The following is an 18635-nucleotide window of genomic DNA, read 5'->3' as shown; positions in this document are numbered from 1 at the left end:
TATCGATTTTGATTTTTTCTACTCCAAAATCTAAAAAATAGAAAAGCCCTATATTTGCACACCAAACAAAATTCAGCCGATGAAAGCATTCATTTTTCCGGGCCAAGGAGCCCAATTCCCGGGAATGGGAAAATCACTTTACGAAGAAAACACTGAAGCCAAAGCGCTTTTCGAAAAAGCAAATGAACTATTGGGCTTCAGAATCACCGACATCATGTTTGACGGCTCGGAGGAAGAACTGAAACAGACGAAAGTAACGCAACCGGCCATCTTCTTACATTCTGTAATTCTCGCCAAAACCACACCTGATTTCGCTCCGGACATGGTAGCAGGTCATTCCCTCGGTGAATTCTCAGCCTTGGTAGCCAATGGGGCGCTGGCATTTGAAGATGGGCTTAAGCTCGTCTACCAGCGCGCACTTGCGATGCAGGAAGCCTGTGAAATCAATCCCTCCACCATGGCAGCGATATTGGGATTGTCTGACGAAAAGGTTGAAGAAATCTGTAAGGAAATCACCGACGAAATCGTCGTTCCGGCCAATTATAATTGCCCGGGTCAGCTGGTAATCTCCGGATCAAACAAAGGAATCGAAGTGGCCTGCATCAAAATGAAAGAAGCAGGCGCCAAACGTGCATTGCCCTTGCCTGTGGGAGGTGCATTCCACTCTCCACTGATGGAACCTGCACGGGAAAAACTCCAAAAAGCGATCGAAGAGACCGAATTCTCCTCGCCCACCTGCCCTGTGTACCAAAACGTGAGTACCACAGCAGTCTCCAATGTAGAAGTGATCAAAAATAACCTGATCATGCAATTGACTGCGCCTGTCAAGTGGACGCAGTCTGTGCAAAACATGGTGAAAGACGGAGCGTCTCAGTTTGTCGAGTGTGGCCCGGGAAAAGTTCTCCAGGGTCTAGTCAAAAAAATCCATCCGGAAGCGGAAGTATCCAGCATCTAAAACCTCCAAATCCCGCTTTTAGGCGGGATTTTACTTTTTATACTCGCTTTGCAAAAGCTATTTTACCCATACATTCACCCCACTCTGATCCCTGCATTCTTCAAGCATTTGAAGGGAATTCTTACCTGTAATCGGATGAACCATAGAGGGAAGCAATTCGCACAAAGGAACCAGAACGAATTTCCGCTCAGCAATAAAAGGATGAGGAATTCTCAGGCGATCTGAGTGAATGATCTCTTTTCCAAAATATAAAATATCAATATCCATCGTCCGGTCGCCCCAAAGCTCTTCGCGCGTCCGACCAAGATCCGATTCTATTTCCTGAATGATTTCAAGCACCTCTTCAGGATCAAACGCTGTAGAAATTACTGCTAGCTGATTTAAAAAATCACCTTTGGCCACACTACCCCAGGCAGCCGTTTCGTAGATTTTCGAAACTTTGAATACTTGAAAATGATCATGGAGCAATTCGACTGTCCGAAAAAGCAACTTTTCCCGATCACCTTTGTTTCCTCCTAAACTTAATACAACCTCAGTTTGCATCGTTTGTCACTTTTACAATTGTAAAGGTCAGGTAAAAAGGGCAAATTTCGAATTCAAATTCTATAATCATGAAATTTCTAGGCAATGTATTGGCCGTAATCGTCGGCCTCTTCATTTTTACCATTCTCAGTACGTTGGTGTTCTTTGGCATCATTGGAATAATTGCAGCTTCGTCGGATCAGGAAGTCTCTGTTAAAGAAAACACGGTACTTCATTTGGACCTGAATGGACGGGTGCTGGTAGAGCGAACTGTGGAAGATGACCTTGATTTGGGGGCTTTTGGCAATCCTTTCGGGGGAGATAGGAGTGCCGGTCTTGTCAACCTGAAAAAAGCCATCGCTGAGGCCAAAACCAACGAAAACATCAAGGGAATCTACCTGAATACGGGATTAATCCTGGCAGGCCAGGCCGGCCTTCTTGAATTGAGAGAGGCGCTGATTGATTTCAAAGAATCCGGAAAGTTTATCCTCACTTACGACGAAGCGTACAGCGAAGGGGGCTATTTTCTCGCCTCAGTGGCAGATGAAATCTACCTGAATCCGCTTGGGGCTATAGATTTCAATGGATTTTCTTCTGAAACCGTATTCATCAAAGGTTTTTTTGAAAAAGTCGGGATCAAGCCGGAAGTATTCCGAGTAGGAGAATTCAAAAGTGCCGTAGAGCCCTTCATTTTGGATAAAATGAGTGATGAAAACAGATTTCAAACTCAATTTTTCCTTGACGATATCAATAATCTTGCAGTTGCTGAAATTGCGAAATCACGTGGAATAGCACTTGACAGTCTAAAACGGACCAATAATGAAATGTTGGTTCGGAAGCCTGAGGATGCTGTCACTTACAAGCTCGCTACCGCTCTTGCTTATGAAGATGAAGTACAGGCTAAGCTTCGGGAAAAACTTGGCTTGGGAGAAGATGATGATATCCCGACCATCAATGCCACTGATTTGGGTTCGGTTGTAAAATCAACAAACATTACCTCAAAAAACAGAATTGCGGTAATCATTGCAGAAGGTCAGATCGTGGGCGGAAGTGCAGATGGGGTGATAAGTTCTGAAAAATTTGCCAAAGAAATCCGCAAAGCGAGAAAAGACGAAAATATCAAAGCCATCGTCCTTCGTGTGAATTCACCGGGAGGATCGATCGTAGCCTCAGACGTAATTTGGAGGGAAATGACCGAGGCCAAAAAAGCCAAACCGCTCATCGTATCCATGGGTGAAGTCGCCGCCTCAGGAGGATATTACATCTCCGCTCCGGCGGATACCATTGTGGCTCAGCCGAATACAATCACAGGCTCGATCGGCATTTTCGGACTTTGGTTTAATGTCAAGGAATTGATCAACAATAAACTTGGCGTGACAACAGACGTCGTATCCACCGGTCAGCTTTCTGACTTTATGAATCCAGCCAGAGACCTGACTGAGGTCGAACGAACAATCATTCAATCCAGCATCGAAGATGGCTATGAAACCTTCATTTCCCGTGTGGCTGAAGGTCGGGGAATGCATGTCGATTCAGTGAAAAAAGTAGCTTCAGGACGCGTATGGACTGGGACTCAGGCAAAAGAGAGAGGATTAGTGGATATTCTTGGCGGACTAGATACAGCCATAGAAATCGCCGCTGGCAAAATCGACGCAGGTGACGATTATCGTGTGGTTTATTACCCAGCTAAAAAGCCCTGGTTTGAAGAATTCTTTAGCTCCTTTGGAGATAAAGTACAGACAAGAATCCTACAGGCTCAGTTGGGAGAAAACTACCACTTAATCGAAAAAGTCAAAAATCTTCAGAACTACCAGGGAATTCAGGTGAGAATGCCTCAGGACATTGTTATCAAATAAATTTGAGAACTCTCCAAGGGATCTGAAACCCTTGGAGAGTTTAGTATTAAAAGCCCTTAAAGAATTCGATTTTTGTAGGGTTTCTTTTTTATTGCTTCTGGAGCAGGTATTTCCAAGCAGTGGCTACATCTCCAGCTTCCAACTCTTCCTTTGCTCTCAAATGAAGATGGTCCAGCCAAGATTCCGGATCATTCTTAAATCGGCTTCGCATTTCCTGAATTTCTTCAGAATTCGAAAAATTACGCACTTCCTCTTCCGAAGGCAACTCCATCACATTCCCCAGTCTTCCCAGGTTATTTCCTGTCAAAATAGGACTCGTTCGGATCACTTCCGGGATTGCATCCACGCCCATTCCAAGGTTTGTAAGCGGCTTTGGAATCTGAAAAAGCGAATCAGGAGTAATCCTGGAATACCAACTTCCACCAAGTCTGGCAACGGGACTTAATTTAAAAGGATCAATCACTCCCTTTTCATCCAGAATTGACTCATTGATATGAATGGCAATCACCTCACAGATGACAAGATTACCGGCCCCACCACCATTTCCCAAAGCTTTTACCTCCTTCACGGTACATTCCAATGCCACTGCGGCTTCCTTCACCCGCGGTGGTAAAACCAGCTCAGACTTGACAGGCGTCAATCCCGCTTTTTCAAATTCGTTGACTCCTTTAGGATACTCGGTGCTTGCAAGTGACATCTGCTCCACAAGGTCATAGCCTACAATATGTATCACCACTTCAGGTACTTCCAAAACATTTTCCAGCGTATGCTTGGTGGTATTGTCCCGAATACGACGCGAAGGAGAAAAAACCAAAACCGGTGGATTGGCACTGAACATGTTGAAAAAACTGAAAGGGCTCAAATTTAAATTTCCTGCCTTGTCTACCGTACTTGCAAAAGCAATGGGGCGGGGTGCCACTGCACCTTGAAGCAGATTTTGAACCTCTACAGGATTAAGGTCTTTTGGATAAAAGGTTTTCATCTTTTACAATTTGATTTTCAAAGGCCAGATGGAATCTCGTATGAGAAAAGTACCTTCCGCCAATAACATTTTCTTGCACTCGATTTCATTTCTTCAAATTAGCATGCAACTTTAAACAGTTTAAGCCATTTTCCACGAAATAGTTCCTGAATTATGTCCCAAAAGAAAATTTCAACCCTCTTTTTAGCTATTGTCCTGATTTTTTGTTTTTCAGAAAATCTGCTGGCGCAAAGCCACCGAATCGCCACTTTCAATATTCGCTGGGATAACCCCGGAGATGAGGGAAATCTCTGGAAAGACAGATTACCCCATGTGTTAAGTCTGATCCGATTTCATCAAATTGGCCTGTTTGGAACTCAAGAAACGCTTGTCCACCAATTAAATCAAATCAATGAGGGCTTGGGCTATTTATCCATCGGAGTCGGACGGGATGACGGGAAGGAAAAAGGAGAATTCTCCCCCATTCACTATGATCCCAAACTGTATCAGCTGGAAGACTCCGGTACCTTTTGGCTTTCCCCAACACCGGAAATTCCAAGCAAGGGCTGGGATGCATCGCTCAATCGTATTTGTACCTGGGGAAGATTCAAGTCCAAAGATGGAGCCCGATTTTATGTCTTTAACATTCACTACGACCACATCGGACAGCAAGCCCGTGAGGAAAGCAGCAAGTTGGTTGCATCAAAAATCCAGGAGATCAACCTTGAAAAACTTCCGGTAATTTGGATAGGAGATTTTAATGTCACCCCAGACAATGCCGCCTACGCTACCATCTTGGCTGATCCGAGTTGGAAAGATGCGCGCTTAGTCTCAAAACTTCCCTCCTATGGTCCTGCCGGAACCTTTACAGGATTTGATTGGGAAAGAATGCCGGACGGCATCATTGACCACATCTTTGTGCAGGGAAAAATACAGGTTAACCGACATGGAATACTGACAGATAATTATGGGAAAAAATACCCTTCGGATCACTTTCCGGTGATGGTGGAGATTGAATTTTAAACTTGTCCAAAATGAAAAAGGCCAACTAAGAAGCTGGCCTTTCCTTTTTAGACCTGACAGGTTTCAAAAGCCTGAAGGGTCTGGATTTATTTCACTTTTAAATCACTCCGCCAAAGCAGCTACTCCAGGAAGTACTTTTCCTTCCATGTGCTCAAGCAATGCCCCTCCACCAGTGGAGACATAAGAAACCTGATCGGTGTAGCCAAACTTATTCACAGCTGCAGCGGAATCTCCACCACCGATCAGCGAGAAGGCACCGTTGCGGGTAGCTTCAGCCACATACTCAGCGATTGCTTTGGTTCCTTTGTCAAATGACTCCATTTCAAATACACCCATTGGACCATTCCAAAGGATAGTCTTGGATTCCAGAATGGTCTTTCCGAATAGTTCTCGGGTTTTTGGCCCGATATCCAATCCCATCCAGCCATCAGGAATCTCGCCATTTTTTGCCATTCCCTGATTAGCAGTGTTTGAAAACTCATCTGCAATGACTGTGTCGACAGGCAGAATAAGATTCACTCCCTTCGCCTTTGCCTTTTTCATCAATTCCAGCACAAAATCTATCTTATCGGGTTCCAAAAGGGAATTTCCGATTGTACCACCTTGCGCTTTGGAAAAAGTGTAGGACATCCCGCCACCGATGATTAGGTTGTCAACCTTCTCCAGCAATCGCTCGATGATCAAAATTTTGTCCGCAATTTTTGCTCCTCCCATGATCGCAGTATAAGGTCTCTCCGGATTGCCCAAAACCTTATCTGCATTAGTCAATTCAGATTCCATCAGGTATCCGGCCAGTTTGTCTTTGAAAAATTCAGCAATCACTGCCGTGGAAGCATGTGCCCTGTGAGCTGTACCAAAGGCATCATTGACGTAAACGTCACCGAGTTTGGACAATTTTTTTGCAAAATCCTTATCGCCCTTTTCTTCTTCCTTGTAAAATCGAAGGTTTTCCAAAAGTAACACTTCGCCTGCTTTCAATCCGGCAGCTTTACGTTCAGCTTCTTCTCCTATGCAATCTGAAGCAAACTGAACCTTGGTGCCCAGAGCCGTTTCTACGGCTGACAAAATGTGTTTGAGCGAATATTTCTCCTCAGGACCTCCTTTTGGGCGGCCAAGGTGAGACATCAGAATGACCGAACCTCCGTCCTTTAGAATTTTTTTGATACTTGGAACTGCCGCTTGGATTCGGGTATCATCCGAAACAGTAAAATCCTCATTCAAAGGGACATTGAAGTCCACTCGGACAAGGGCTTTTTTACCTGCAAAATTAAGGCTATCGACATTTTTTACGGTTGAACTCATAAGATTAGTTTAATGGGTTATCAAATTTTTCTCTTAAAAAGAGCCTGAATTTAAGCCTATTTCGGGCAAAAGTCGACTTTTGTGTCTCTTCATTTTGCTAAATCTTTGATTTGAATTTCCGTAATCGATTGAATGGATTGAAAAACTGGAAGATCTTGTCCGCCCTGCCGGATTGCAGAATTGAAAAATTAGCAACTGCAAATGAATACTATGCCAGGCTTCAACTTCGCTCAACATTGATCAATTGATGACTGCGACTGCCTACTACTTAACAGCCGCCCTTCTCAGCCGATCATTGATTGCCCGTCCAAGGCCTTCTTCAGGCAGCAATTCTGCCAAAATAACTGTTGATTTTCCTTCATCCAGCTTTCGCATCGCAGAAAAAAGGTTTTTCGCAGCTTCGAGTAGATTTCCCTCTGGACTAAGCGCAATTTGACTTTCAGCTGAAATCTCAGGAAAAAAATCAGAAAAACTTAGCACTGAGAAATCAACATTTTTAGTCAAACTTTCACTCACCAATTCTTTCAATTCGCCCAAAACAAACGGCTTTCTCGGGGCATAATGACTGTCCAATTGGCCTGGGGCAGCAGGATTACTAGAGCTGTGATCTTTGATTTTAACTGGTCCAACGAGTTTTTCGATCTCAGAAATATCCAATCCACCCAATCGATAAATCACGATTTCATCCTCCTCTATTCCCACAATCGTGCTTTCCAAACCTACTTCACAGGCTCCTCCATCGAGAATGTAAGGAATCTTTTCACCTAACTGTGCCGCCACATGTACTGGCGCAGTCGGACTGATGTAGCCAAAAGGATTGGCACTCGGGGCTGCCAAAGGGAAATCAAGAGATTCGAGCAAAGCCAAGGTCAGGGGATGATTCGGAACCCGAATAGCAACCCGATCCAAGCCGGAGGTCACCAAATCGGGAACGATCGGTTTCCGCGGCAAAAGCAAAGTCAAGGGTCCCGGCCAGAAGTTTTCTGCCAATACTTTAAGTTTCTCAGGAAAAGAAGAAACAAAATCCTCCACGCGCTCAATCGAGGAAGTATGCAGGATCAGGGGATCAAAAGCGGGTCGGTTTTTGGTCTCAAAAATCATGGCCACAGCTTCCGCATCGAGCGCATTTCCTGCCAGCCCATAGACTGTTTCGGTCGGAATGGCCACTAACTTTCCTTCCTGTAGCAGCAGTTTTGCCTTCTCAATATCTTTCCCGATTTCAGCCATTTATTCGCAAAAATCTGTGATCCAAGTTTGTGCCTCTGCATAGCCCAGCGAAAGCGCCATTTTCAGATCTGCACAACCTTCATTTTTCTGACCCAAAGCGCTCATGCGTGTCACACCGAGCAGGTAGTAGGCTTCGGCATTTTTAGGATCGAGGTTGACGGTGTTGGTGAGCGATTCCAACCCATGAATCGGATCGTTCATTCCCAATTCAGCTTTCGCTTTACGGAAATGAGCCTCGGCCTGATTGGGATTGGCTTGAAGGACGGTTTGGAAATCAAGCATTGCATCTTCGTATTCCTCCATATTCAGCAAAGCAGTACCCCGATTGAAATAAATATCGGTTTGTGTTGCATCCAATGCCGTGGCAATATTGAAATCTGCCAGTGCTTGCTTGTAATTTTCCAGGGCCATTTTTGCATTTCCCCGGTTAAACCAAGCTTTGTAACTGGTCGAATCCGCCTGAATTGCCTGATCAAAAACAGGAATTGCTTCTTGGATTTTCCCCTGCTGAAAAAGTGCGACACCTTTTGCATTTAGTGCGATAGCATTGTTTGGATTTTTCTCCAAAAGCTGATCGAAATAAGTCACCGCCTCAGGCCAAGCTTGCGCATCCATTTTCTCAATTCCTGATTTCAGCAGTTCTTCCTCACTAGGGCTACAGGCGAAAAGGCTCACACAAAGCAAGCCCAAAATCCAAAGGTTCTTCACAGCGTAAATTTTCGGCAAAGATAGGGAAAATGCAATTTAGGACACGGCCAGCTTCAACCGATATTCTTCAGGAACAGAAACAGGCTTCATGGTCTTCATCTCCACCGAAACCATAATGCATTTGCATTTGGCAAAAACCTGAGACACTCCCTTGCTGTCCGTTCCGATGAGGAATTGCTCCAAATCAAAGGAAGAATTGCCGATCCGGGTGCATTTAACCAAGGCTTCAACCTGATCCTCCAAATGAATCGGACGGATGTAATCGATCTCGATTCGGCCCACGACCGTACCGATAGTCATCACATTCCAATCGCACACCTGGTAGAGAAAAACAGCCCTCGCATGCTCAAAATAGCTGAAATAGATCCCATTGTTCACATGCAGGTAACCGTCGATGTCAGAAAACCGAATCTGAATGGGCGTAGAAAAAGGGAATAGAGACTTTAGATTTGCAGGATCTTGCACTTCCATCAAAGCAGGATTTCTGATTTACTGGTTTTTTCGAGCATCCGAAGAATGGACGGATTGTAGCCGATCATATCCACCACGGAATCGAATGTAATCCAAGCCAAGGAAATACTTTCATCGCTCAGGATCAGCTTTTCGTTGATATCTGCCTCAAACAGATAGCGAACGTCATAGTGAAAATGCTCTTGAACGTGAGGCCTTTCTGGAATAATGTGCTTATCCAAATCAAAAATCGTGGAATCAACCAAGTGCAAGGAATTCAGCCCACTTTCTTCCTTGGCCTCTTTGAGTGCCACCTCAATCAGATTTTCATTTCCGTCAGCATGTCCTCCCAACTGAAGCCAACGGCCCAATTTACGGTGCAAAGTCAATAGCGTATGGGTTCTTCTTTTATTGACAATCCAGGCAGAAGCAGTAAAATGACCTTCTAAACGCTCCCTGAGGTAGGCATTATCATCCAAAGTTAACTCTGAAAAATCCGAAATAAATGCAGATTCTTCTTCGTAGGGTGTGCGATAAATTTCTAATTGGTTTCTTAAGGTATTTCTGTCCATTTTAGTGTTTTTCAAATATCCCATCCATCAATTGGTCAAAGGGCTTGGCATCCTGATAAAGGCGATCGGAATAAACTGTCGCCAGTAATTTGATATAACTGGGTCTATTGTCAACAATAACTTTCTCCAGCGCGACATTTCCAAACAGCTGCGAAATCAATTTCCCTGCAGCCGGAACCTGTAACGGAGGCTTGAAGTAAAACTTTTCGGTGACCTTCACCTGATCATTGATTTCTTCCAATTTCCGATCAAGCGAAACTTGCTCATATCCCAAAGCTAAAAGCCTTTGACTAAAAGCCAAGAAAAGCCTCGAAAATGATTTTGGATCCAAGGGTTTTTCATAACTCAGCGCAAATCCATTTGCATAAGGAGAATTGAAAATATGAACTTCCGGCCGATTATTGATTCCTGTCCGCTTGAAGTGGTAGTTTTTGTAAACCAACGCAAATAGTTGCTTTGCTTCCTCCGATCCAATCCAGGAATCCAAGTCTGCCTGATCGATTTCTTTCACTGTGAAATTTTCCTTGACCTTCATAGGCCCCTGCTCAGTCGGCTTAAATACTTTTTTGAAAAGGTCATCGAGAAAACTACTCATGTGATTGTAAAGAAAGGATGTCGTCCGAAGATCTGAAAATTTGGCCTAAATCAACCAAATTCCGAATTAACTTGAGATTTGATTGGGATGCAGGTTTTTGCATCTTTTCTAACAAATCCTGTTCTGATAACTCCCCAAATTCCGCTAAGGTTTCGAACACCCTGGCTTTCAATCGTTCTTCCTGCGTTTGGGGGGCTTTACTTTTCTTCATTTCGATGCACACATCGCAGATTCCGCAGACCTCATCTGTCTTTTCTCCGAAATATTCCTGAATAAACTGCGTGCGACAGATCCGACTCTGCTGTGCATATTCGACCATACTTTTGGCCTTTTGCAGGGTCAGTTCCTTCCTGGCTTTGATCCGTTGATGATTAAATGGGAGTTTTCCGGCATCATATCGATGCGTCAGAAAAGTAAGTTGCGGCTGATCTTTACGCTGATCGTAATCCATCACTTCCAGCTTTTGAATGCCTTGAAGTGTTTTGATCAGGTCTGATTCCCGCATTTCCAGGGATTTGGCCAACTTACCTTCCTGAATCTTGATGTATTCGGAAAAAAGATTTCCTCCGTAAGTCCTGAGCAACATTTTGATTACGGGATCGAATTTTGCGTAAGCGATCTGAACTTCATACAATCGGCGGGGATCGACTCTAAAATGTACTCTTGAAGGGACGAAAAAGCTATCATTTACCTCCACAAAACCTTCTTCTGCCAACACTTTCATGGCATAAAAAGTCTCCAAAACAGCCAACTCGTACGTATGGCAAAAGTCAGAAAGATCAAAGTCAAAGCTGCTGAGCATATTACTTCCCACTGCAAGCTGAAAATAATTGGCGAGGCATTGATAAACCCGCTTCAGAAAATCAATAGGGGGATAAACCATAGCGGATCGGTTGAGAAGCAACTCAAAATCCTGCTCATTGGCCAATAATACAGCAAAAGCCTTCTTACCATCCCGTCCTGCTCGACCCGCCTCTTGGTAGTAATTTTCGATATTTTCGGGAAGATCACTGTGAATCACTACCCGTACATCGGGCTTGTCAATCCCCATTCCAAAGGCATTGGTACTAACGATCACCCGCACTTTATTTGCTTTCCAGGCTTCCTGCCGATTAGCGCGGTCAGCATTGGACATACCGGCGTGATAAGCCGCCGCTGATATACCCAACTGCATGAGGGCTTTGGCAATTTGATGCGTAGCCTGTCTATTTCGTACATACCAAATGGCAGTTCCGGGGATTCGCTTGAGAATTTCGGTTCCTTTTTCCTGTTTGTTTTCAACCAGTCTTACACTGTAGCTGAGATTTTTCCGGGAAAAGCTCTGACGAAACTCTCTGGGAGCCTTCATTTCAAGCTTTTCCACAATGTCCACACAGACTTGGGGTGTTGCTGAGGCAGTCAGAGCAATGACATTTACTTTGGGATGGTAAATCCGGATAGCGGCGATTTCCAGGTAGGGAGGACGGAAATCATAGCCCCATTGGGAAATGCAATGCGCCTCATCCACGGCGATCAGATTGATATTCATCTGCCGAAATCGCTCAATAAAAAGCTCCTGCTTCAAGCGTTCAGGCGAAACGTAGAGAAACTTAAAATCGCCATAGATGCAATTGTCCAGCGTCGTGTCAATCTCCCGGTAACTCATCCCGGAATAGATCGCAGAAGCTTTGATTCCTTTGGCTTTCAGGTTATCCACCTGATCTTTCATCAAAGCGATCAAAGGTGAAATCACCAAGCAAATTCCTTCTTTGGCCAATCCCGGCACTTGATAGCACAGACTTTTGCCTCCACCTGTCGGCAAAAGCGCAAGCGTATCTTTCCCTTCCATCACCGAATCGATGACTTGCTTCTGCACCGGACGAAACTCCTCCAGTCCAAATACCTTTCGTAGAATCTGATAAAGGTCGGCTTTCACTTACCAGCTCGGTTTGGATTTGCCCAAGAACGCCGCGATACCCTTCACACAATCCGCGTGGCCCCGGGCTTTGGCATTGGCTTCAGCAGCCAAATCTAAAGCTCGATCCCGCTCCGCTTTCCCCAAACTCCGTAGCAATCGCTTGGTTTCCTGCATGGAGAACGGAGAATTAGCTGTCGCAAGCTTTTCTGCAAACTCCCGGGTCCTTTTCTCCAAAAACTCCCGCTCCACCACTTCAGTGATCAATCCGAGCGACACCGATTTGGAGGAGGAAATCAACTCACCCGAAAGCAGCATTTCTGTTGTTTTTGCCTGCCCGATCTGTTCGGAAAGAAAAACCGAAACCAAGGCCGGAATAAATCCGATTTTCACCTCCGTGTAACCGAAAAGTGCCTCCGGAGCTGCAAATGCGAAATCACAGACGGTCACCAATCCACAGCCACCGGCCAAGGCATGCCCCTGAACCTGGGAAATTACTACCTTGGGGAACTCATAAATCTGTGCAAAAAGTGATTTGAGCCGGTTGCTGTCTGCCAGATTTTCGTCAAAGGAAAAATGCTGCATCTGCTGAATGTAATCCAAGTCCGCTCCTGCACAAAAAGCCTTGCCTTCGGCTTCCAAAATCACAACCTTCACCCTCGGTTCGTTTTCAAATACATTAAAAGCAGAAGCTAATTGCCCGATCAATTCCGGGCTTAATGCATTTCGTTTTTCAGGTCGATTCAGGGTGATGAATCCTATTTGGTTTTCAATTCTTGTAAGAATAGGGTTCTCCATAAGTTGAGTAGGGCTTTGAGGGGATAAATTACAGGCATAAATCGCCACTGACAAGCTACGAATCAGAAAACTACCCGAAAAGCTGCAATACTTGCCTTTAAGGAATCTGATTGTGTCAATTGCCTAACCTTCAAAGATGAGATTTCCTCGATTTGTTTGGGATGTTGACCCTTCCAGTAGAAAGTTTTGGAGCGCGGATTAAAATCAAAATTCCAAACCGAAAAGTGAGTCAGTGAATCATCTGCGAACGCAAGGATGGGATCAATCAGATGGGGCCGATGTTCAGCAATCCGATTTGGATCAACCGAAAAGCTGATTTGTTCGGCAGGGAAACTTTCATTCCAAGAAAAATACCGGTTGCCAAGTTTGAAGTCCAGCAAAATTCCCTTTTCCCCCGAAAAAATCAGCAACTCCTGCTCCGGTCGGTTTAATTCTCGAAAAAACCGATCTCCAGTCCACACCAAAAAAAGACAAATCATCAGGTAGACTAGCTTTTTACGGTTGCCAAATTCCCAGTTTGCCCAAATGATCAACATACCCCAAACCAAAAGCATCCCCGAAAAAGTGATCGTCAATCGCTCCATGTTTCCTCCGGGAAAAAGCTGTATCGTGTGGGTAATCCAGTTTTGAACCCAAATCAGCCCACTGACCATCCCACCTAGACCAGCACCAAGCAAAGGAATCCAACTTAAAGCCAAGAATGAAATGCCAACCGACATCACCACAAATGAGAGCGGAATGATGAACAGGTTAGCTATCAGAAAATATGTTGGGAAAATATGAAAATAGTAAACTGAGAGTGGAAAAGTCGTCAGCTGAGCAGCAATACTTACCGCTGTCAATTGCCATAAATATTCCAAAACCCGATTTGGTGGAAGCCAAAATCGTACAATCAACGGCTGAATTAAAAGAATTCCGGCCACTGCAGCATAGGACAGCTGAAATCCGACTTCGTAAATGACCGTCGGGTCCAAAGTAATCATGACCATTGCCGAAAAGGCCAGAATATTAAAGGAAGAGGGGCACCGCTTTCGCATCTGTCCGACAGTGAAAAGTGAAAACATCGTAGCAGCCCGAATTACCGAAGGCGAAAAACCGGTCAAAATCGCATAAACCCAAATCAACAGAATGACGGTCGTCAAGTAAATTCTCTTTTGGGATGATTTGATCCGGATTCCTTTCAGCGGAAAAAGCAAAATCGCATAAATAATCCCGACATGCAGGCCTGAAACTGCCAGAATATGCATTGTTCCGGTCTCAGCGTAGGCATTTTTGATATCCTTGTCCAGATTTTCCTTTTGTCCCAAAAGTAGCGCCGCGGCTATCTGCTGAGAGGCTCGATTGGGTACTTTTGCCTCAATTATTCCAAGCAGTTTTTCCCTAAAATTAGCTAATCGGTAAGTGAAAGAATTGACTTCCGAAGAATCAAAAACCTCAAACTTCTCCCCGATAAATTGTCGGTAGTGGATGCCCTTTCTTTCGAGAAATCCACTATAATCAAATTCATTGGGGAAAGTAGGGGATGAAATTCTGTCCGGTGAATTCGCTACCAAAATGACCTGACCGGGAATAAGCGGTGTTTTACTTTTATGATAAACCAGCACCTTCCCATGAGACTTTTTCCAGCCCATACTTTCCAAAGTTGCGATCACTTCAAGTTGATTTTCAAATGAGTTAGGCTTTTCGACATCGTGTTTAGTCACCCGTGCCAGATAGGATATTGAGTCACCAAGATTTTCATCCTTTGAAGCAGCTGCCCGCTCTTTTTGCAATAGTGTGAGTGAATACCCAAGCGAAAAAATCAAGAAATAGCCCAAAAACGCGGAAGACAACGAATTCTGACCAACTTTTTGAACTATCAATACCAGGTACAAACCCCACGACACTATCACGGTACCGATCAAAACAGGAATTGGAATCGATAATTCGACACGAGTAAAAAGAACCCCTACTATCAAAAAGGGCAGATATCTCAAAAATGGGTAGTCGGAAAATCTCATACGCCAAAAAATTTAAGATTAAGTTAGGAAAAAGCAGGCAAAAAAAAAGAGCCCAAACCAGGCTCTTAAATTTATTTTTATGTGTAGTTTAAAATCTATACCCGAGACTGAAACCGGCATTTAGCTCGATTCCCGTAAACTTATTGGATACGGTTTGGCTGAAATTTCTGGCCACACTTGCATAAGGTCCAAAAGCAAAATGCTCGGAAACTTCCCACTTATACCCTGCACCGGCACCTAAAATGAATGCTGTCATGTCTGTGGAGCTAATCGTCCCTGAAGATGGATCTTCGTAATCGCCAAATCTGAATTTCAAAAGTGGATAAACATGGAATCTCCCGTTTGGATTATTTCCGAAATAAAAATTCATCGCCGCTTGGAAGGAATTAGTTTTAAATTTCCTGCCGTCATTTTCCAGATTATAGCCGAATCTGTCATTGATATGAAGCTGAAGGTCGAGCGAATGATTTTCACTTAGAAAACGCTCATAACCCACCTCAAACGAACTTAGGAGAATCAGATTGAGAAAGTTGAATTTGACTTCGTTTTCAAAATTCCCAAGGTTGGGATTGGAACTTCCCGCAGATGAGATGACCTGCTGAGAATATGCCGTCATCGACAAGGCCATCGCGATGAAAAGTGATAGAATATGTTTTTTCATAAAATTTACGAGTTGGTTTATTTAGTTAAGTCAAGGATTAGGCCAATTCCATCTTGTAGTGTTGGATATTACACTCCTCAAACATTTCTCCCACTTTTTCAAAACCAAATTTGGAGTAAAGGGATATCGCTGTAAGTTGTGAATGAAGATATTTGGTTTTTCCGGCTGCATCCGGATTAGAATCTACGTCTTCCAAAACTGCCTCCACCAAAGCTTGCCCAACTCCTCTTCCCCGTGCTTCTTTCACCACAGCAAAACGTTCCATCTTCACCCCGTAGTTAGTAAATCGCCATCGGGCTGTCCCGACTGGCTTTCCATCCAACTTGGCTAAAAAATGCGAAGAAACTCCTTCAAACTCATCGTATTCCTCTGAAGCGGGCACTTTTTGCTCGACAACAAAAACAAGCCTCCGGATTTGGAAAGCCAGCTGAAGCGAACTTTCATCCGTTATTTTTTCGACTGTTGGCTTCATGTCTTCTCTGATCTTCCAATTCCTGACTGACCTCGTAGGCTTCGATGATTGCTTTGACGAGTTTGTGACGAATGACATCTTTTCCACTCAGGCTGACAATTCCGATTCCTTTGACATCTTTTAGAATCCGTAGCGCTTCGGCCAGTCCGGATTTTTGCCTTACAGGCAAATCCACCTGGGTTTGATCACCGGTGATGATCACCTTGGAGTTCGGACCCATTCGGGTGAGAAACATCTTGATTTGCTCACTAGTCGTATTCTGTGCCTCATCCAACAGGACGAATGCATCGTGTAGTGTCCGGCCTCGCATGTAAGCCAATGGAGCAATTTCAATCACACGCGTTTCTTGATAGTACTTTAGTTTTTCGGGTGGCACCATATCCTGAAGCGCATCATAGATTGGTCTCAGGTAGGGATCGAGCTTTTCCTGGAGATCTCCCGGAAGAAAACCCAAATTTTCTCCTGCCTCCACCGCAGGTCGGGTGATGATGATTCGCTTTACTTCTCGATTTTTCAAAGCCCGAACAGCCAAGGCAACTGCGATGTAGGTTTTGCCCGTTCCGGCGGGTCCAAGGGCGAAAACCAAGTCATTTTTCATGGCTGCCTCGACGAGTTTTCGTTGATTGGGAGATTTGGGTTTGATCACCAAACCCTTGTTTCCAAAGACAATCACCTGATCTCTGTTCACTTCCTCAAAGGGAATCCCTTCGATGTCCAAATAATCCTTGACGTTTTCCGGGGTGAGGTGACCGAATCGGTCAAAGTGCTCCAAAAGTAAATTGATCAAATCGTTAATCCGCAAAATCTCAGGCGCTCCGCCCTGAATGCGAATCTCGTTTCCTCTTGATACGATTTTACTTTGGGGAAAAGCCTGAGAAATCTGGCGTATATTTTCATTGGCCGTGCCCAAAAACTCCGCCAAGGGTACATTTTCTAGGGTGATTACTTTTTCTACCAAACTTGTTTATTGATTTAGGTTTACCTTGAATGCTAAAGAATAAAATTTCTATTTTTGTTCGCTCCCCTCAAACAAAATTACACAATTTTAATAGACTTGCTTGTATGGCATTGGTGACATTCCTCTCTGACTTTGGGGATAAAGATTACTACGTTCCGGCTGTGAAAGCCAAAATGCTTTCAATCAACCCCCAGTTGAATATCGTTGATATTTCGCATAGCATAGTGCCCTATGATATCGAACATGCGGCATTTGTACTTCGGTCCACTTTCCGTGAATTCCCGAAAGGGACCGTTCACTTGGTCGGAATCAATACCACAGGCGCGATGACGCATGGCTACATAGGTATCAAGCTGGAAGAACACATTTTTGTCGGCCCAAATAATGGAATTCTTAGTCTTTTGGCTGATCAAGATCCCGGAATTCTCGTAAAGTTCGCAGACATGCATCTGAAGGATTCCACGTTCCCAACTCGCGACATTTTGGCTCCCGTTGCTGCTAAAGTTGCCAGCGGGGCGGCAATACAGGATTTTGGAGGCCCATTGACTAATTTCCGAAAACTGATGTCCCGACAGGCAAAAGCGACAAGGGAACATATCATTGGCCATGTGATCCGAATCGATTGCTACGGAAATCTCCTGACCAATATCCGAAGGGATGTTTTTGAAAAGCTGAATCCGGGAAAGTTTACGATCCAGTTTGGCCGGGAGTCGGTGGATAAATTACAAACCGGCTATGATCAGGTAGAAGCTGGTGATCCGTTTGCTTTTTTCAACAGTTTGAATATCTTGGAAATCGGCATCAACCACGGTCATGGAGGAAATCTCCTGGGGCTAAAGCAGGACAGTGTAGTCTACATTAATTTTGGAGGATAATGCTGACACGAATTGTACGGATGACTTTTAGACCAGAAGAGGTTCCGGCTTTTTTAGAGAACTTTGAAGCGAATAAGAAGTCGATTCGGAATTTTCCCGGTTGTGAGCATCTGGAACTTTGGCAGGATTATCATTCAGAAAATATTTTCATGACCTATAGCCGTTGGCAAAGCGAAGCAGCACTGAACCAGTACCGTGATTCTGAGCTTTTTAAATCTGTCTGGAGCTTTACCAAGGCTCTTTTTTCAGAAAAGCCTCAGGCATTCAGCTCAAAAAAAATGCAGCAAGTCGGGGAATGAGTTTGTAGGAAATCATTTTTGTACTCATATTTGCAGCCCGTTCAGCAAGGAACTGGAAAGATTGAAATGCCCAGATGGCGGAATTGGTAGACGCGTTGGTCTCAAACACCAATGAGGTTACACTCGTGCCGGTTCGACTCCGGCTCTGGGTACTTAGAAGCTCCTTCTCAAAAAGGAGGCCACTGAAAAAGTAGCTAAAATTGAAGGTAAAATTTTGAGAGCGATTAGGTCACGGACAAGAGTGACTTAGTCGCTTTCTTTTTTTTCGCCACTTGCTTTTAAATTTTCTCTATAAAAAGCCTATACTGAGCTAATTTTGATGATTTTCAGCGATTGTAAACTATTTTTTGATTATAACTGGGCTAGTTTTAAGATTCTTTTAACATTGACGGTGAATAAAGCTATGGCGGCTTGCATTTCCATGTTATTTATCCCGTAAGCTATTGCCCTTCCAAATCCATGTGCGTTTTTTAACTCTCCGTTTTTGGCTTCAATTTTATACCGTTC

Annotated in this window: 19 protein-coding genes, 1 tRNA gene and 1 pseudogene; 6 read left to right on the top strand and 15 right to left on the bottom strand. The window is 44.2% G+C overall.

Annotated features, from left to right (window positions below; translation table 11 throughout):
- Window positions 1-79: 79 nt before the first annotated feature.
- Entirely contained in the window at window positions 80-955 is an 876-nt protein-coding gene (gene fabD / locus C4S61_RS19140; RefSeq protein ID WP_103926399.1) for an ACP S-malonyltransferase, read from the top strand.
- Between the two features lie 57 nt (window positions 956-1012).
- Here the strand turns inward: fabD and folK are convergent, their stop codons facing one another.
- A complete protein-coding gene (folK, locus tag C4S61_RS19135; RefSeq protein ID WP_103926398.1) occupies window positions 1013-1498 on the bottom strand; it encodes a 2-amino-4-hydroxy-6-hydroxymethyldihydropteridine diphosphokinase in 486 nt (161 codons plus the stop codon).
- Between the two features lie 68 nt (window positions 1499-1566).
- Between folK and sppA the strand changes: the two genes are divergently transcribed.
- Window positions 1567-3333 carry a signal peptide peptidase SppA gene (gene sppA / locus C4S61_RS19130; RefSeq protein ID WP_103926397.1) on the top strand — a complete coding sequence of 589 codons (1767 nt, stop codon included), beginning with the start codon at window positions 1567-1569 and terminating at the stop codon, window positions 3331-3333.
- An 88-nt stretch (window positions 3334-3421) separates the two neighbouring features.
- Here the strand turns inward: sppA and C4S61_RS19125 are convergent, their stop codons facing one another.
- Window positions 3422-4315: a flavin reductase family protein gene (locus C4S61_RS19125; protein ID WP_103926396.1), complete on the bottom strand. Its 894-nt coding sequence runs from the start codon at window positions 4313-4315 to the stop codon at window positions 3422-3424.
- 153 nt (window positions 4316-4468) lie between these two features.
- On the opposite strand from C4S61_RS19125, the gene C4S61_RS19120 reads away from it, so the two are divergent.
- Window positions 4469-5317, top strand: a complete 849-nt coding sequence (locus C4S61_RS19120; RefSeq protein ID WP_103926395.1) for an endonuclease/exonuclease/phosphatase family protein — start codon at window positions 4469-4471, stop codon at window positions 5315-5317.
- 102 nt (window positions 5318-5419) lie between these two features.
- Here C4S61_RS19120 and C4S61_RS19115 read toward each other — a convergent pair whose 3' ends face one another.
- The 12 genes from C4S61_RS19115 to C4S61_RS19055 form a co-directional block, all read right to left on the bottom strand.
- On the bottom strand, window positions 5420-6619 hold the full coding sequence (locus tag C4S61_RS19115; RefSeq protein WP_103926394.1) for a phosphoglycerate kinase: 1200 nt from the start codon (window positions 6617-6619) through the stop codon (window positions 5420-5422).
- Between the two features lie 264 nt (window positions 6620-6883).
- On the bottom strand, window positions 6884-7846 hold the full coding sequence (locus tag C4S61_RS19105) for an L-threonylcarbamoyladenylate synthase (protein WP_103926392.1): 963 nt from the start codon (window positions 7844-7846) through the stop codon (window positions 6884-6886).
- Window positions 7847-8554 carry a tetratricopeptide repeat protein gene (locus C4S61_RS19100; protein WP_235010115.1) on the bottom strand — a complete coding sequence of 236 codons (708 nt, stop codon included), beginning with the start codon at window positions 8552-8554 and terminating at the stop codon, window positions 7847-7849.
- Between the two features lie 36 nt (window positions 8555-8590).
- Entirely contained in the window at window positions 8591-9025 is a 435-nt protein-coding gene (locus C4S61_RS19095) for an acyl-CoA thioesterase (protein ID WP_103926391.1), read from the bottom strand.
- Window positions 9025-9576 carry an NUDIX hydrolase gene (locus C4S61_RS19090; RefSeq protein WP_103926390.1) on the bottom strand — a complete coding sequence of 184 codons (552 nt, stop codon included), beginning with the start codon at window positions 9574-9576 and terminating at the stop codon, window positions 9025-9027. The genes C4S61_RS19095 and C4S61_RS19090 overlap by 1 nt, the downstream gene beginning before the upstream one ends.
- 1 nt (window position 9577) lies before the next feature.
- Window positions 9578-10171 (bottom strand): hypothetical protein, encoded by a 594-nt coding sequence (locus C4S61_RS19085; RefSeq protein WP_103926389.1) that lies wholly within the window; start codon window positions 10169-10171, stop codon window positions 9578-9580.
- Window positions 10164-12086 (bottom strand): RecQ family ATP-dependent DNA helicase, encoded by a 1923-nt coding sequence (locus C4S61_RS19080; protein ID WP_103926388.1) that lies wholly within the window; start codon window positions 12084-12086, stop codon window positions 10164-10166. Before C4S61_RS19080 ends, C4S61_RS19085 begins: the two co-directional genes overlap by 8 nt.
- A complete protein-coding gene (locus tag C4S61_RS19075; RefSeq protein ID WP_103926387.1) occupies window positions 12087-12863 on the bottom strand; it encodes an enoyl-CoA hydratase/isomerase family protein in 777 nt (258 codons plus the stop codon).
- Window positions 12864-12925: 62 nt separating this feature from the next.
- Entirely contained in the window at window positions 12926-14863 is a 1938-nt protein-coding gene (locus C4S61_RS19070; RefSeq protein ID WP_103926386.1) for a ComEC/Rec2 family competence protein, read from the bottom strand.
- An 88-nt stretch (window positions 14864-14951) separates the two neighbouring features.
- Entirely contained in the window at window positions 14952-15524 is a 573-nt protein-coding gene (locus C4S61_RS19065) for an outer membrane beta-barrel protein (protein ID WP_103926385.1), read from the bottom strand.
- 37 nt (window positions 15525-15561) lie between these two features.
- Window positions 15562-15996 carry a GNAT family N-acetyltransferase gene (locus C4S61_RS19060; protein ID WP_103926384.1) on the bottom strand — a complete coding sequence of 145 codons (435 nt, stop codon included), beginning with the start codon at window positions 15994-15996 and terminating at the stop codon, window positions 15562-15564.
- The gene (locus C4S61_RS19055) at window positions 15965-16954 is read right to left on the bottom strand and encodes a PhoH family protein (RefSeq protein WP_103926383.1); all 990 of its coding nucleotides are present in this window, start codon (window positions 16952-16954) and stop codon (window positions 15965-15967) included. The genes C4S61_RS19060 and C4S61_RS19055 overlap by 32 nt, the downstream gene beginning before the upstream one ends.
- A gap of 104 nt (window positions 16955-17058) precedes the next feature.
- Here C4S61_RS19055 and C4S61_RS19050 point away from each other — a divergent pair, with 104 nt between their 5' ends.
- The 3 genes from C4S61_RS19050 to C4S61_RS19040 all read left to right on the top strand — a co-directional run bounded on the left by C4S61_RS19050 (window position 17059) and on the right by C4S61_RS19040 (window position 18280).
- Entirely contained in the window at window positions 17059-17829 is a 771-nt protein-coding gene (locus C4S61_RS19050; RefSeq protein ID WP_103926382.1) for an SAM hydrolase/SAM-dependent halogenase family protein, read from the top strand.
- Entirely contained in the window at window positions 17829-18128 is a 300-nt protein-coding gene (locus tag C4S61_RS19045; RefSeq protein WP_103926381.1) for a putative quinol monooxygenase, read from the top strand. Before C4S61_RS19050 ends, C4S61_RS19045 begins: the two co-directional genes overlap by 1 nt.
- A 68-nt stretch (window positions 18129-18196) precedes the next feature.
- Window positions 18197-18280, top strand: a tRNA-Leu gene (locus tag C4S61_RS19040).
- A 199-nt stretch (window positions 18281-18479) separates the two neighbouring features.
- Here C4S61_RS19040 and C4S61_RS19035 read toward each other — a convergent pair.
- Window positions 18480-18635: pseudogene (locus C4S61_RS19035) on the bottom strand (IS5/IS1182 family transposase); the annotation flags it as partial.

Source organism: Algoriphagus boritolerans DSM 17298 = JCM 18970 (assembly GCF_900108085.1).
GTDB lineage: Bacteria > Bacteroidota > Bacteroidia > Cytophagales > Cyclobacteriaceae > Algoriphagus > Algoriphagus boritolerans.
Note: the sequence above shows the minus strand (reverse complement) of the source record. Positions and strands in the feature narration are given on the sequence as shown.

What these genes read in the sequence shown, in the direction of transcription:
- fabD (WP_103926399.1), top strand. Translation starts at nt 80, where the DNA reads ATGAAAGCATTCATTTTTCCGGGCCAAGGAGCCCAATTCCCGGGAATG.
- folK (WP_103926398.1), bottom strand. Translation starts at nt 1,498, where the DNA reads ATGCAAACTGAGGTTGTATTAAGTTTAGGAGGAAACAAAGGTGATCGG.
- sppA (WP_103926397.1), top strand. Translation starts at nt 1,567, where the DNA reads ATGAAATTTCTAGGCAATGTATTGGCCGTAATCGTCGGCCTCTTCATT.
- C4S61_RS19125 (WP_103926396.1), bottom strand. Translation starts at nt 4,315, where the DNA reads ATGAAAACCTTTTATCCAAAAGACCTTAATCCTGTAGAGGTTCAAAAT.
- C4S61_RS19120 (WP_103926395.1), top strand. Translation starts at nt 4,469, where the DNA reads ATGTCCCAAAAGAAAATTTCAACCCTCTTTTTAGCTATTGTCCTGATT.
- C4S61_RS19115 (WP_103926394.1), bottom strand. Translation starts at nt 6,619, where the DNA reads ATGAGTTCAACCGTAAAAAATGTCGATAGCCTTAATTTTGCAGGTAAA.
- C4S61_RS19105 (WP_103926392.1), bottom strand. Translation starts at nt 7,846, where the DNA reads ATGGCTGAAATCGGGAAAGATATTGAGAAGGCAAAACTGCTGCTACAG.
- C4S61_RS19095 (WP_103926391.1), bottom strand. Translation starts at nt 9,025, where the DNA reads ATGGAAGTGCAAGATCCTGCAAATCTAAAGTCTCTATTCCCTTTTTCT.
- C4S61_RS19090 (WP_103926390.1), bottom strand. Translation starts at nt 9,576, where the DNA reads ATGGACAGAAATACCTTAAGAAACCAATTAGAAATTTATCGCACACCC.
- C4S61_RS19085 (WP_103926389.1), bottom strand. Translation starts at nt 10,171, where the DNA reads ATGAGTAGTTTTCTCGATGACCTTTTCAAAAAAGTATTTAAGCCGACT.
- C4S61_RS19075 (WP_103926387.1), bottom strand. Translation starts at nt 12,863, where the DNA reads ATGGAGAACCCTATTCTTACAAGAATTGAAAACCAAATAGGATTCATC.
- C4S61_RS19070 (WP_103926386.1), bottom strand. Translation starts at nt 14,863, where the DNA reads ATGAGATTTTCCGACTACCCATTTTTGAGATATCTGCCCTTTTTGATA.
- C4S61_RS19065 (WP_103926385.1), bottom strand. Translation starts at nt 15,524, where the DNA reads ATGAAAAAACATATTCTATCACTTTTCATCGCGATGGCCTTGTCGATG.
- C4S61_RS19060 (WP_103926384.1), bottom strand. Translation starts at nt 15,996, where the DNA reads ATGAAGCCAACAGTCGAAAAAATAACGGATGAAAGTTCGCTTCAGCTG.
- C4S61_RS19050 (WP_103926382.1), top strand. Translation starts at nt 17,059, where the DNA reads ATGGCATTGGTGACATTCCTCTCTGACTTTGGGGATAAAGATTACTAC.
- C4S61_RS19045 (WP_103926381.1), top strand. Translation starts at nt 17,829, where the DNA reads ATGCTGACACGAATTGTACGGATGACTTTTAGACCAGAAGAGGTTCCG.